We start from the raw sequence: 12,500 nt of genomic DNA on the forward strand, positions 1-12,500 counted from the left end.
AGAGCTTGAACGAGCTGTTTTCCGCATCCCAGACCATCGAGGTGAGCGAGCCGTCGTTGATCGACACCGCGCCCGCCTCGAGCCGCACCGCGACCGCCTCGGCCTCCTCGGCACTCGCGGCGACCACGGCGGCGGACAGGCCGTAGATGCTATCATTGGCCTGGGTGATCGCCTGCTCGACATCGTCGAACGCGATCACCGGGAGCACCGGGCCGAAGGTCTCGTCGCGCACCACCGCCATGTCCGCGGTCGCATCGGCGATGACGGTGGGCTTGAGATACTGCCCGCCGCCCAGGGTCTCGACCGTGCCGCCGGTGAGCAGTTTCGCGCCCATCGCCACCGCTTCGTCGATCTGGGCCTGCACCTTGGCCGCTTGCGGTCCGAAGATGAACGGGCCGATCTCGCCGTTGCCGATGTCGGGATAGTTGAGCCGTACCTTGTCCGCTGCTGCGACCAGCGCGTCGAGAAACGGCCGGTAGATGGCGCGGGCGACATAGAGGCGCTCGATCGACTGGCAGGCCTGGCCGGTGGCGACGATGCTGGCGCGCAGCGCCAGATGCGCCGCCGCGACCGGATCGGCGCTGGCGAGCACGATCATCGGGTCCTTGCCACCGAGCTCGAGATTGGCGGGGACGAAGGCACGCGCGGCGGCCTCGGCCACCTTGCGCCCGGTCGCGACCGATCCGGTGAAGCAGACATAATCGACCGTTTCGACCAAGGCCTGGCCGGTCGCGGCATCGCCTTCGATGAAGCTGAGCACGGCGGCGAGCTCGGGCACCTGGGCTATGGTTTCGCGCAAGGGGGCAATGAAGCGCGGGGTGATTTCCGACGGCTTGACCAAAGCCGCGCATCCGGCGGCGAGTGCGGGGATCGCATCGATAGTCGAGAGCACGATGGGGAAATTCCACGGCGCGATCGCCCCGAACAGCGGATAGGGGACCAGTCGCGTCGAATTGCGCACCGTGGGGTGCGCGCTGGGCTGGTTGTCGCGCGTGTGTTCGGTGATCAGCTTCGGGGCAAGGTCGGCCCAGCGGCGGATGGTGACGGGCAGGCCGTCGACCTCGATCTCCGAGATCCGCCGCCGCCCGGTATCGCGCGTCAGCGCATCGAGCAGGGCTTCGCGGTGCGCCACCACGGCATCGGCCCAGCGGTGCAGGATGGCAGAGCGCGCCTCGGGCTCGAGCGCCGCCCAGGCCGGTTGCGCGGCGCGCAGCCGCACCGCCTCGGCCTGCACCGCGGCGGGATCGAGCGGCGCGATCTCGTAATCCGCCTCACCGGTGCGCGGGTTGATGACCTTCACGTGCTCGCGCTCCAGCTGTCGAGGATCTCGCTGCCGGTGGCGAACCAGGCCCCCGGCTGCTCGGCGAGCCAGCGCACCAGCGCCTCGAAGGCGTCGATGCGGTACGGCAGGCCCATGATGTACGGCGTCAGGTGCATCGGCAGCATCCGCCCGCCATGCGCTTCGGCTTCGTGCGCCAGCCAGCCATAGGCATCGCGCATCTGTGTCGCATAGCTGTCGATCGATTGCTGCTGCACGTTGATGATCTGCCGGTCGGACAGTTCGTGGTTCAACGGAATGTTGACGATCCCGCCCGCGTCGGTGGTCACCGCATAGGGAAGCTCGTCATTCACCCAGTCGCACATGTAATCGAGCCCGGCCTCGGCGAGCAGGCGCGGGGTGGCGAACGACTGCGACCGTGCGATCGACAGCCAGCCACGCGGGCGCGTGCCGCTCGCCTTTTCCAGCGCATCGAGCGAAGCGGCGATCAGCGCGCGCTCGTCGTCTTCCGCCAGGCCCGAGGCGATGGTCCCGTTCATGTCGGTCGAATGCGCGACGATCTCGTGCCCGCCCTTCACCAACGCCTCGATGATCGCGGGATAGCGGTCCGCGATCGCGCCGTTGCACGCGACCGAGATGCGTGCGCCGACCGCCTCGAACGCATCGAGCAACCGGAACAGCCCGATCCGCGTGCCATATTCGCGCGCGGTATAATGGCGGTAATCGGGATAGGCGGTCTGCATGTGCCCCGGTGCGCGGAACGGCGTGTCGCTGGGCACCATCGGGAACCATTCGAGGCTGATCACCGGCCAGATGGCAACACTCTTGCCGCCGGGCCATTGCACCGGCGGACGCTCGAACAGGTTGCTGTACGGGTACAGCTTATGGTCCATGCCCTGGCGGCGATGCGGATATTCGAGATAGCTGGGGTCGAGGCTCATTGCGGGCTGCTCCTCAAATCCCTCTCCCTTGACGGGAGAGGGTTGCGCAGACTTGGCGAGCGAAGCGAGCCTAGTCGAAGCTGGGTGAGGGTGAAATCGTGCAAGAGCGAGTGTGCACCCGCTCCACCCTCTCTAAGTCCGGCTAGGCGGGCAAGCCGCCAAGCCTTCCTATTCTCTCCCCTCGAGGGAGAGATGGTTAGGGCAGCGGTCGCGTTCATCCCTGCTGCTCCCGCCAGGCGTCGACGATCTCGCCCGCGGTCGCGATCCAGGCGCGGCCGTCTGCGGCGATGTGGCGCAGCACCTCCTCGAACGGGCCGATGCGGTGCGGCTGGCCGATGAGATAGCTGTGCAGCGGAATGCACATCACCGTGCCGCCCGGACCATCCTCGCGCTCTCCTTCGCTCGCCAGCCGCTCGAACTGGCGGATCAGCGTGTCGGCATAATCGCGCGGGCTCATGTTGTAGATGAAGAAGCCATAATGGTCGTTGACCTCGAGGCTGTAGGGGATGGCGGTCAGCCGCCCGGATTTCACCTTCACATCGGTCGGCTGGTCGTCGTGATAGAGGTCGCAGGTATAGTCGAGCCCGTATTCGGCGATCAGATCGAGCGTGCGCGGCGTGTGCGTCAGCGCAGGGGCGAGCCAGCCGCGGATGCGCTGCCCGGTGGCGCGCTCAACCGTCGCGATGCTGTCCTCGATGATCGCGCGCTCCTGCGCCTCGTCCATGCCGTAGCTGTAGCGGGTGTTGTAGATGCCGTGACTGAAGAACTCCCAGCCGCGCTGGCGCGCGTCCTCGACCACCTCCGGGATATGATCGCACAAAGCGACCGACAGGCTGACCGAACCGGGAAAGCCGTGCCGCGTCATCACGTCCGCCATGCGCCAGTGCCCGACGCGGTTGGCATGGTCGCGATGGGCATAGCCGACCACATCGGGATGCGGCTTCGCCCAGCTCTTGCGGTGCGGGTTGGCGGGCGGGTCGAGCTCGTAATATTCGAGATTCGGCGCGACCCATACCGCGCAGCTCTTGCCCTCGGGCCAGCGGATCCTGCGCCGCCCGCGCCAGGGGGAGAAGGCGTAAAGTTGGGGATCGGGGGTCATGGCTTTCGCCCCTCATATCCCTCTCCCTTGAGGGGAGAGGGTTGCGGAGCCTTGATGAGCGAAGCGAAGCTAGGCGTAGCTGGGTGAGGGTGAAGCGGGTGCAGGGCAAGGGTCGCTCCTCGCATCTTCCCCCTCATCCAACTGCGCCTAGGCGACTGCGTCGCCAAAGCTTCGTATCCTTCCCCCTCCAGGGGGGAAGGTATTGCGACAGCAACCCCCATCACCTCTGCTCCAACCAGTCGATCACCGTCTGCACAGGCTCCACATCGGCATATTTGAGCTGCAGGTCGGTGAGGTTGGCGAAATGATAGCTCTCGTGCTTGTCGGCGCAGGTCTCGATGGGGACGATGGTGCGATAGCCGTGGCTGAGCGCGTCGACCGCCGTCGCGCGGACGCAGCCCGAGGTGCTGCCGCCCGTGACCACGACGGTGTCGACGCGGTGGAAGGTGAGATAGCTCGCCAGCGGCGTCTCGAAGAACGCGCTCGGCATCCGCTTGGTATAATGCAGGTCGTCCGGCCCGAATTCGCAGCGCGGGTCATAGGCGTGGCGCTCGCTGTCATAGCGGATGTTCTGCAGGCTGTCGGGGGTGTTCGTGCGCGTGCCCCACACGCCGGCGTCCGCCGCATCGTCCTTGTACGCGACGCGCGTCCAGATCACTGGCATGCCCTTGGCGCGCGCCAGGCGCGAGATGGTGTTGATATGCTCGATCTGCCGGGGGTCGGTCTCGTACGCAGTCTTGAACATGTCGATCCGGGTATAGGCCTGCTGCACGTCGACATTCACGATCGCGAGCTTCTCGCCAAAGCCGAACTTGTTGCGCGCCGGATTGGCCATCACCGCCTCGAACAGTTCGCGCGCGGTCTTGTCCTCGCGGATCATCCGGGTGCCGATAATCTCCATATTTCCTCCGTCAGGCAGCGATTCGAAGCATAATCGCAAAAAAGGGCTTGTCGAGATGAATTTGTCCGGACAAATTAGGGCATGATCCGGATCACCCGCCACTATGTCGATGTGCTGCAAGGCGATGGAAGCCGGCGGCGCGTGCATTACCGACAGGCGGGCAGTGGGCCGCCGCTGCTCATGATTCACCAGAGTCCGCGCAACAGCGGCGAATATGCCCCGCTGATCGAGCGCTGGGCCGAGCATTTCACCTGTATCGCGCCGGATACGCCGGGTTTCGGCCAGTCCGACCCGCTGCCCGGTGCGCCCGAGATCGACGATTTCGCCGATGGGCTGGTGGCGACGATGGATGCGCTCGGCCTGCCGCCATGCCCGGCTTATGGTTTCCATTCGGGCGGGATCATCCTGGTCACGGCGCTGAAGCGGCACCCCGCGCGGTTCACCGGCCTTGCCATCGGCGGTTATGCGATCTGGACGCCGCAGGAAATGGCGCTGTTCGGCGAGCGCTATCTGCCGCCCTTCGAGCCCTCGTCCTATGGCGAGCATCTCGTCTGGCTGTGGAACCGGATGCTCGAGCAGAGCTGGTTCTTCCCCTGGTTCGATGTGCGCGATGCGGCGCGGCTGCCGGGCGCGCATGCCGATGTCGCGCGGATCGACATGGCGGTGCGCGAGATGCTCGATTCGGGCGCGGCCTATCGCGCGGGCTATGGCGCGGTGCTACGCGCGCCGCGCGACATTCCGCCGGCCGATGCGGTGACGCCGCCGGTGCTGATCAGCGCCTATGACGGCGACCCGCTCCAGGCGCATATCGACCGGCTGGGCGCCATGCCCCAGGGCTGGCGCGCGGAGAAATGCGCGACGCCCGCCGATCACCAGGCGCTCAGTCTCGCGTTCTTGAAAGACCTGCCCCAGGCCCATACGCTGGTGCCCGACCAGTCGCACGACGCCGGGTTCGTGCCCATCGAAACGCCCGAATTTTCCGGTCTGATCCACTGGCAGGGCGACCCCGGTGCGGGCGTGCTGACCGTGCATGCGCCGGGCGAGGAGCTGGAGCGGGGCAGGGCAGACGCGCTCGCCATCGACCTGCCGGGGCACGGCCTGTCTGACGGCTGGCCGGGCGAAGCACCGACCGACTGGCCAGCATGGCAGCGGGTGATCGATGCGGTCGCGGCGCAATTCGGCCTGACCGACATCCGCCTGCCCGATGTGCCGCAGGGTGATGCGGAACTGCTCTTCCCCGATCTCTCGCCCGACCGCTATGGCACGCATCTGATCCGCGCCTGGCAGATCGTGCGCGCGCGGCATTTCTTCAGCCCCCATCACGCGGTGGGCGCGGCCAACGCGATTGCCTTTGACCCCGGTGCCATTCGCCCCGAATGTCTGGCAGGCGAACACCGCGCACTGCTGCGCGCGCGCGCCGCCCGGGCCTATTATCAAGCCATCAACAACCGATAAGGAGACAAGGCCATGGGTATTCGCGAGGACATGCCGCTGCTGGCACGGCACGAGGGCGTGTGGGATGGCGTCTATACCTATTACAACGCTGCCGGCGAAAAAGTGGACGAACATGCCAGCCGCCTGTTCTGCCGCTTTCCCGACGACGGCCCGTTCCCGTACCACCAGACCAACCATTATACTTGGCCCGACGGCCGCAAGGAGATCCGCGAATTTCCCGCCGAATATCGCGACAAGCGCATCTGGTGGGACAACGACCTGATCGTCGGCTGGGCGGCGGAAGTCGGCCTGGACGAGTACAGCCGCACCGTGATGCTCTACTGGCAGCGCCAGGGCGATCCCTCGCTCTATCTTTACGAAATGATCCAGATTTCCGACGACGGCAAGTCGCGCTGCCGCACCTGGCACTGGATCCGCGACGGCAAGCTGGAAACGCGCACCGCGATCCAGGAATCGCTGGTGAGCAAGGACTGGCGCGCGATCGAAGCGGAGATGCATGCTGGTGCGGAGTGAGGTTGCACGCCCCAAACCTTCTCCCTTGAAGGGAGAAGGATACGCAGCCTTGGCGACGCAGTCGCCTAGGCGCAGTTGGATGAGGGTGAAGGCGCGTGCAGCCTCGCGCGCTGCGCATATTCACCCTCACCCAGCTTCGACTAGCCAGCAAGCTGGCAAGTCTTCGCAACCCTCTCCCTTCAAGGGAGAGGGACGACTGTGACCACCCTGTTCGACCGGCTGTGGGACGCGCATGTCGTCGCGCCGCTCGATGGCGGCGCGGCGCTGATCGCGATCGACCGGGTGCTGCTGCACGAGCGTACGGGTGCCGCGGCGCTCAATGCGCTGCGCGAGGCCGGGCGTGAGGTGCAGGACCCGGCGCGCGTCTTCGCGATCATGGATCATATCGTCGATACGCTGCCCGGCCGCACCGACCGCACGCTGATGCCCGGCGGCCAGGCGTTCATCACCGAAACGCGCGCAGCAGCCCAGGCGGCGGGGATCACCTTGTTCGATGTCGGTCATCCCGATCAGGGGATCATGCATGTGGTCAGCCCCGAGCTCGGTATCGTGCTGCCCGGCCTGACGCTGATCGCGCCCGACAGCCATACCTGCACGCAGGGCGCGCTGGGCGCGCTCGCCTGGGGGATCGGATCGTCCGAGGCCGAGCATGCGATGGCAACCGGGACGCTGCGCCTGACCAAACCCAAATCGATGCGCGTCACGTTCACCGGGGCGCTCACCCCCGGCGTGACCGCCAAGGACATGATGCTGGCGCTGATCGCGGCGCACGGCGCAGGCGGCGGGGCTGGCCATGTCGTCGAGTTCGCAGGCGAGGCGGTGACCGCGCTCGACATGGAAGCGCGGATGACCCTGTGCAACATGGCGACCGAATTTTCCGCTTTTGCCGGGCTGATCGCGCCCGATGAGGTGACGTTCGCCTGGCTGAAGGGCCGCCGCTATGCCCCTCAGGGCGCTTCCTGGGACGCCGCGCTGGCGCAATGGCGCACGCTTCGCTCCGACGGCGATGCCGCGTTCGATGCCGAGATCGTGGTCGACGCGAGCGCCATCGCGCCGATGGTCAGCTGGGGCACCAGCCCGCAGGCGAGCGTGGCCGTCACCGGCGCAGTGCCCGCCGATGCCGCGCCCGCGATGCTCGATTACATGGCGCTTCAGGCGGGCGCGCCGCTGGTCGGAACGCCGATCGATGCCGCCTTTATCGGCAGTTGCACCAACGCGCGCCTGTCCGATCTGCGCCGCACTGCGGCCTTGCTGAAAGGGCGCAAGATAGGCCCCGGCATCCGCGCCATATGCGTGCCGGGCTCAAGCGCGGTGAAACGCGCCGCCGAGGCGGAAGGGCTGGACCGGATATTTCTGGATGCAGGTTTCGAATGGCGGGAGAGCGGCTGCTCGATGTGCTTCTTCGCGGGCGGCGAGAGCTTTGCCGAGGGATCGCGCGTCATCTCCTCGACCAACCGCAATTTCGAAAGCCGCCAGGGGCTGCGCGTGAAGACGCATATCGCCAGCCCCGAGACGGTGGCGGCCAGCGCGCTTGCGGGGGCGATCGCCGATGCACGGGACTGGGCGCATGGCTGAACCGTTCACCACGCTCACCGCCATCGCCGCGCCGCTGCTGCGCGACAATGTCGATACCGATGCGATCATCCCCTCGCGCGAGATGAAGAGCACCGGGAAGACCGGGCTTGCGGGCGGGCTGTTCGCAGGCTGGCGCTATCGCGATGCGGCGCGCACGCCCAATCCGGATTTCGTGCTCAACCAGCCGGAATTTGCAGGCGCGCGCATCCTGGCTTCGGGCGTCAATTTTGGCTGCGGGTCCAGCCGCGAGCATGCCGTCTGGGCGCTCGCCGAATATGGCGTGCGCTGCATCATCGCCGAGAGCTTCGCGCCGATCTTTCACGGCAACTGCATCCGCAACGGCATCGTCCCGGTGGTGCTCGATCGCGAGGCTATTGCGACGCTGGCGGGGCGCGAGGTGCAGGTCGATCTGCCCGAGCAGACGGTGCGCTGCGGCGACCAATGCTGGACCTTCGCGATAGAGGCCGAGGCCAAGGCGATGCTGCTCGAAGGGCTCGATGCCATCGATCTCACATTGAAGCATCGCGACGCGATCGCCGCCTTCCACGCGCGCGACAGGGCGCAGCGCCCCTGGGTCTATCTGGAGCATCCCCATGCCTGACATTCTCATCAGCGAAGTCGGCCCGCGCGACGGGTTGCAGAGCATCGACCGGATCATGCCGACCGAAGCCAAGAAGCGCTGGATCGCTTCCGAGGCCGCTGCCGGTGTGCGCGAGATCGAGGTAGGCAGTTTCGTGCCCCCCAGCCTGTTGCCGCAAATGGCCGACAGCGCAGAGATCGTGGCCTTTGCGCGCACCATTCCCGGCCTCAATGTCGTCGCCTTGGTGCCCAATGCCAAAGGCGCGGCACGCGCGATCGAGGCGGGCGCGCATGCGATCTCGATCCCGTTCTCGATGTCCGAGACGCACAGCCTCAAGAATGTGCGCAAGAGCCACACGCAGATGCTCGAGGAGATAGCGGTCATCGCCGGGCTCGCGAAGGAAGCGGGCGTGCATTTCGCCGTTGGGCTTTCGACCGCATTCGGCTGCACGATGGAAGGCCCGGTCGACGAGGTTCAGGTCGTGCGGCTCGCAGCCGCATCGGCCGAGGCGGGGGCGCAGGAATTCAGCCTTTCCGACACCACCGGCTATGCCAATCCGGCGCAGGTCCGGCGGGTGGTGCGCGCGGTGAAGGCCGAGGTCGGCGCGGACAAGATGACGACGCTGCACCTCCACAACACGCGCGGGCTCGGGCTCGCCAACGCGCTGGCCGGCCTGGACGAGGGGATCACCACGCTCGATGCCTCGCTCGGCGGGCTGGGCGGCTGTCCGTTCGCGCCGGGGGCCTCGGGCAATATCGTGACCGAGGATCTGGTGTTCATGCTCGAGGCGATGGGGGTGGATACGGGAATCGATCTCGAGGCCTTGCTCGAGGTGCGCGCCATCGTCGCCGAGGCGCTCCCGGGCGAGCCGCTCTACGGCTTCACCCCCGATGCCGGGCTGCCGCTGGGATTTGAAGGAAAAGCAGCATGACCGGCCCCCAACCGCTGAAGAACCTCAAGGTCGTCGAATTCACGCATATGGTGATGGGCCCGGCGGTGGGTGCGATCCTCGCCTCGCTCGGCGCGGAAGTGGTGCGCGTCGAGCCGATCGGCGGCGACCGCACCCGGCGGCTGATCGGATCGGGCGCGGGCTATTTCCCGATGTACAACCGGCACAAGGCGAGCATCTGTCTCGACCTCAAGTCGGCGGATGGGCTGGCGGTCGCGCGCGATCTGGCCGCCGGGGCCGATATCCTCATCGAGAATTATCGCCCTGGCGCGATGGACCGGCTGGGCCTGGGCTACGAGGCGCTGAGCGAGGCCAATCCGCGGCTGATCTATTGCAGCGAGAAGGGCTTTCTGCCCGGCCCCTATGAGGAACGCACCGCTTTGGACGAGGTGGCGCAGATGATGGGGGGCCTTGCCTATATGACCGGTCCGCCGGGACGCCCCTTGCGCGCAGGTTCCAGCGTCATCGATGTCACCGGCGGCATGTTCGGCGTGATCGCGATCCTCGCGGCGGTCGAGGAACGGCACCGCACCGGTCGCGGGCAGAAGGTGCAAAGCTCGCTGTTCGAGACGACGATCTACCTGATCGGCCAGCACATGGCGCAGCTCGCGGTGACCGGCAAGCCGGCCGCCCCCATGCCCGCGCGGATCAGCGCCTGGGCGATCTACGACGTGTTCGAGACCGCCGACGACAAGCCGATCTTCATCGGCGTGGTGACCGATGCGCTGTGGGAGAAATTCTGCGCGCTGTTCGGGCTCGACGATCTCTGGGCGGACGAGAGCATCCGCGAGAATACTGCGCGCGTGCTGGCGCGCGACCGCATCATGCCGCAGATCCGCGACCTGGTGAAAACCTGGACGCGCGACGACCTGATCGCGAAGCTGGAGGGCACGGGTCTGCCCTTCGCGCCGATCGGACGACCCGAGGACATGTTCGACGATCCGCATCTGCTCGCCAGCGGCGTCTCGAAGAACGCGCTCGGCATCCGCTTGGTATAATGCAGGGAACAGCTCCTGGAAGAATCCCCGAAAGGGCTCGGCAGAGGGCGGCGTCGGAAGCCCGTCGACCAGCCCGCGCACCGGTTCGCGCAGGGTCGCGACCCAAGCGGCGAGCAGCAGGCCCGGCACGCCGACCGCGAGAAATGCCGCCTGCCAGCCGACCAGCCCGAGCGGACCGCCGCCCGGATAGGCATTGTTCCAGCCTGCGACGATGAATCCGCCGATCATCAGCGAAACGCCGCCGCCGAAATACAATCCTGCCGAATAGATGGCGAGAGCGGTGCCGCGCATGCGCTTGGGGAACATGTCCGAGATCAGCGAATAGGCCGAAGGGCTGGCGGTCGCCTCGCCGATCCCGACGCCCATGCGCGCCAGGCCCAGGGTCAGGCCGTTCCTGGCAAAGCCCGATACCGCCGTCATCGCCGACCAGATGGCAAGACCCACGGTGAGCAGCCGCACGCGGTGCCAGCTGTCGGCGAGCCGTCCCAGCGGAATGCCGAACAGCGCATAGAACACCGCGAAGGCGGTGCCATAGAGAAAGCCGATATCGGCATCGTCGAGCCCCAGGTCCGCCTTGATGTCGGGCGCCAGGATGGTGATGATCTGCCGGTCGATGAAATTGAGCACATAGACCAGGAACAGGATGAACAGCCCATACCAGGCATAGGGCGATGCCGACGTGGCGGGCGCGATGCCCGGCGCGGCGGTGTCCTGATTGTCGTTCGGCCCGGCCATGCGCTCGTCTCTCCCTCGTTGCTCGCGTCTGTTGTGTGCGTCCGCGCTCTTGGCTAGCAGAGCGCCAAGGTGACGCAAGCGTCAAACGACCGGGTGCGGTCGGCCAGGAGAAGGGACCGGGAGTTGAAGACGCCATCGATCCTGTTCGTGTGCCTCGGCAACATCTGCCGTTCGCCGCTCGCCGATGGCGCGCTCCGGCACCGGGTGCGTCAGCTCGATCTGGGCTGGACGGTCGATTCGGCGGGCACCGGCGGCTGGCATCGTGGCGACCCGCCCGATCCTCGCGCGATCGCGGTGGCGCGCGCGCACGGCGTCGACATTGCGGGTCTGCGCGGCCGGCAGGTCAGCGTTGCCGATTTCGACCGGTTCGATCTTGTCCTTGCGATGGACCACGACAATCTGGCGGGTCTGCGCCGGATCGCCCCGCCGGATTCGCCCGCCGAGCTCAGCCTCGCGCTCGATCTGGTGCCGGGACGCGCGGGGCAGGCGGTGGCTGACCCATATTATGGCGACGCGTCGGGCTTCGATGCGACCTGGGCCGATGCGACGGCGATCGCGGACGCGGTGCTCGCGCGTTTCGGCATCCGCCGCTGACCGATTGGCGACCGCTCAGGCCGCGGCGATATCTTCCTCGGCGACCACGGGGGGCTTGCGGCGCAGCAGCCCGATCGCATCGCTCAGCATCTGCGGTGCGAGCACGCGCAGCATCAGGCCGTAGCTCAGCGCGCCGATGGCCGCGAGCAGCGCCAGCCGGGCCATGATCTCGGGCAGGCCGCTGTCGAGCGTTCCGGCCAGGCCGATGCGCATCATCCAGACGAGAGCCGCCATCGCAGCCGCCGCGCCGAGCCCGGGCAGGCATGCGATCAGCACGTCGCGAATGCGCACGCCGATCACCGGGCACGATTGCCACAGGTTGAACAGCAGCACGACCGGCATGCCCAGCACCCATCCGATGGCCAGCCCGGTCACGCCATAGCGCACCCCGATCAGGAACATCAGGGGCATGAAAGCCGCGCCAAAGGCCGAGCAGCGCACCGTGATCCGCGGCGCGCCCAGCGCATTGACCGCCGGCGCGATCAGCACGTGCAGCGTCATGAACGGCATCGCGATCGCGAACAGCTGGACGAGCGGCACCATCTCGACCCATTTGGGGCCGAACAAGGTATACACCGCCTCGGGCGCGGTCACCGCCAGGCCGGCATAGACCGGGCAGCAGATCAGCATGATCAGCGCGATCGCCTTCAGGAACGCGGCCCGCAACCGCGCAGGCTCGGTCTGCAGCCGGGCATAGGCGGGAAAGGCGACCTCGTTGAGCGGCGGGATGACCTTGGAGGAGAAGAGCTGCGCCAGGAACAGCGCCTCGGCATAGAGGCCGAGCGCGTGCGGATCGAGCACGCGCCCCGCGATCAGCACATCGGCCTGGGTCTGCACGCTCCACAGCAGATGGCTGACCAGCATCGCGCTGCCGAAACCGA

12 protein-coding genes and 1 pseudogene (1 of these 13 running past the window's edge) are annotated in these 12,500 nt (G+C 67.0%); 7 read left to right on the plus strand and 6 right to left on the minus strand.

What is annotated here, in order from left to right:
* From DM995_RS12210 to DM995_RS12225, 4 genes are all read right to left on the minus strand, one after another.
* Positions 1-1,300: aldehyde dehydrogenase family protein (locus DM995_RS12210; protein WP_116969596.1), on the minus strand; the 1,300-nt coding region annotated here is incomplete at its 3' end.
* Positions 1,297-2,220, minus strand: a complete 924-nt coding sequence (locus tag DM995_RS12215; RefSeq protein ID WP_116969597.1) for a polysaccharide deacetylase family protein — start codon at positions 2,218-2,220, stop codon at positions 1,297-1,299. The genes DM995_RS12210 and DM995_RS12215, both read right to left, overlap by 4 nt.
* Before the next feature lie 214 nt (positions 2,221-2,434).
* Positions 2,435-3,319 carry a polysaccharide deacetylase family protein gene (locus DM995_RS12220; protein ID WP_116969598.1) on the minus strand — a complete coding sequence of 295 codons (885 nt, stop codon included), beginning with the start codon at positions 3,317-3,319 and terminating at the stop codon, positions 2,435-2,437.
* Between the two features lie 220 nt (positions 3,320-3,539).
* The gene (locus tag DM995_RS12225; protein ID WP_023837357.1) at positions 3,540-4,220 is read right to left on the minus strand and encodes an isochorismatase family protein; all 681 of its coding nucleotides are present in this window, start codon (positions 4,218-4,220) and stop codon (positions 3,540-3,542) included.
* A gap of 81 nt (positions 4,221-4,301) precedes the next feature.
* Here DM995_RS12225 and DM995_RS12230 point away from each other — a divergent pair, with 81 nt between their 5' ends.
* The 6 genes from DM995_RS12230 (at position 4,302) to DM995_RS12255 (ending at position 10,290) form a co-directional block, all read left to right on the plus strand.
* Positions 4,302-5,675: an alpha/beta fold hydrolase gene (locus tag DM995_RS12230; protein WP_116969599.1), complete on the plus strand. Its 1,374-nt coding sequence runs from the start codon at positions 4,302-4,304 to the stop codon at positions 5,673-5,675.
* A 12-nt stretch (positions 5,676-5,687) separates the two neighbouring features.
* Positions 5,688-6,188 carry a DUF3598 domain-containing protein gene (locus DM995_RS12235; RefSeq protein ID WP_116969600.1) on the plus strand — a complete coding sequence of 167 codons (501 nt, stop codon included), beginning with the start codon at positions 5,688-5,690 and terminating at the stop codon, positions 6,186-6,188.
* A gap of 198 nt (positions 6,189-6,386) precedes the next feature.
* The gene (locus tag DM995_RS12240; RefSeq protein WP_116969601.1) at positions 6,387-7,763 is read left to right on the plus strand and encodes a 3-isopropylmalate dehydratase large subunit; all 1,377 of its coding nucleotides are present in this window, start codon (positions 6,387-6,389) and stop codon (positions 7,761-7,763) included.
* Positions 7,756-8,364, plus strand: a complete 609-nt coding sequence (leuD, locus tag DM995_RS12245) for a 3-isopropylmalate dehydratase small subunit (RefSeq protein ID WP_232824360.1) — start codon at positions 7,756-7,758, stop codon at positions 8,362-8,364. The genes DM995_RS12240 and leuD overlap by 8 nt, the downstream gene beginning before the upstream one ends.
* Positions 8,357-9,274: a hydroxymethylglutaryl-CoA lyase gene (locus DM995_RS12250; protein ID WP_198669342.1), complete on the plus strand. Its 918-nt coding sequence runs from the start codon at positions 8,357-8,359 to the stop codon at positions 9,272-9,274. The genes leuD and DM995_RS12250 overlap by 8 nt, the downstream gene beginning before the upstream one ends.
* Positions 9,271-10,290 carry a CaiB/BaiF CoA transferase family protein gene (locus DM995_RS12255; RefSeq protein ID WP_232824361.1) on the plus strand — a complete coding sequence of 340 codons (1,020 nt, stop codon included), beginning with the start codon at positions 9,271-9,273 and terminating at the stop codon, positions 10,288-10,290. The genes DM995_RS12250 and DM995_RS12255 overlap by 4 nt, the downstream gene beginning before the upstream one ends.
* A gap of 9 nt (positions 10,291-10,299) precedes the next feature.
* Here the strand turns inward: DM995_RS12255 and DM995_RS12260 are convergent.
* A pseudogene (locus DM995_RS12260) lies at positions 10,300-11,025 on the minus strand (MFS transporter); the annotation flags it as partial.
* A 123-nt stretch (positions 11,026-11,148) separates the two neighbouring features.
* On the opposite strand from DM995_RS12260, the gene DM995_RS12265 reads away from it, so the two are divergent.
* Positions 11,149-11,619 carry a low molecular weight protein-tyrosine-phosphatase gene (locus DM995_RS12265; RefSeq protein ID WP_116969604.1) on the plus strand — a complete coding sequence of 157 codons (471 nt, stop codon included), beginning with the start codon at positions 11,149-11,151 and terminating at the stop codon, positions 11,617-11,619.
* Positions 11,620-11,634: 15 nt separating this feature from the next.
* Here the strand turns inward: DM995_RS12265 and DM995_RS12270 are convergent, their stop codons facing one another.
* Positions 11,635-12,500: the 3' portion of a lipopolysaccharide biosynthesis protein gene (locus tag DM995_RS12270; protein ID WP_116969605.1), read on the minus strand. It continues 655 nt past the right edge of the window; the window shows 866 of its 1,521 coding nt (coding positions 656-1,521); the start codon falls outside the window, past its right edge; the stop codon is at positions 11,635-11,637.

The organism is Blastomonas sp. UPD001 (assembly GCF_003426715.1).
GTDB lineage: Bacteria > Pseudomonadota > Alphaproteobacteria > Sphingomonadales > Sphingomonadaceae > Blastomonas.

Bases quoted from the DNA above. Each gene is read 5' to 3' on its own strand.
- DM995_RS12215 (WP_116969597.1), bottom strand. From the start codon at position 2,220: ATGAGCCTCGACCCCAGCTATCTCGAATATCCGCATCGCCGCCAGGGC.
- DM995_RS12220 (WP_116969598.1), bottom strand. From the start codon at position 3,319: ATGACCCCCGATCCCCAACTTTACGCCTTCTCCCCCTGGCGCGGGCGG.
- DM995_RS12225 (WP_023837357.1), bottom strand. From the start codon at position 4,220: ATGGAGATTATCGGCACCCGGATGATCCGCGAGGACAAGACCGCGCGC.
- DM995_RS12230 (WP_116969599.1), top strand. From the start codon at position 4,302: ATGATCCGGATCACCCGCCACTATGTCGATGTGCTGCAAGGCGATGGA.
- DM995_RS12235 (WP_116969600.1), top strand. From the start codon at position 5,688: ATGGGTATTCGCGAGGACATGCCGCTGCTGGCACGGCACGAGGGCGTG.
- leuD (WP_232824360.1), top strand. From the start codon at position 7,756: ATGGCTGAACCGTTCACCACGCTCACCGCCATCGCCGCGCCGCTGCTG.
- DM995_RS12250 (WP_198669342.1), top strand. From the start codon at position 8,357: ATGCCTGACATTCTCATCAGCGAAGTCGGCCCGCGCGACGGGTTGCAG.
- DM995_RS12255 (WP_232824361.1), top strand. From the start codon at position 9,271: ATGACCGGCCCCCAACCGCTGAAGAACCTCAAGGTCGTCGAATTCACG.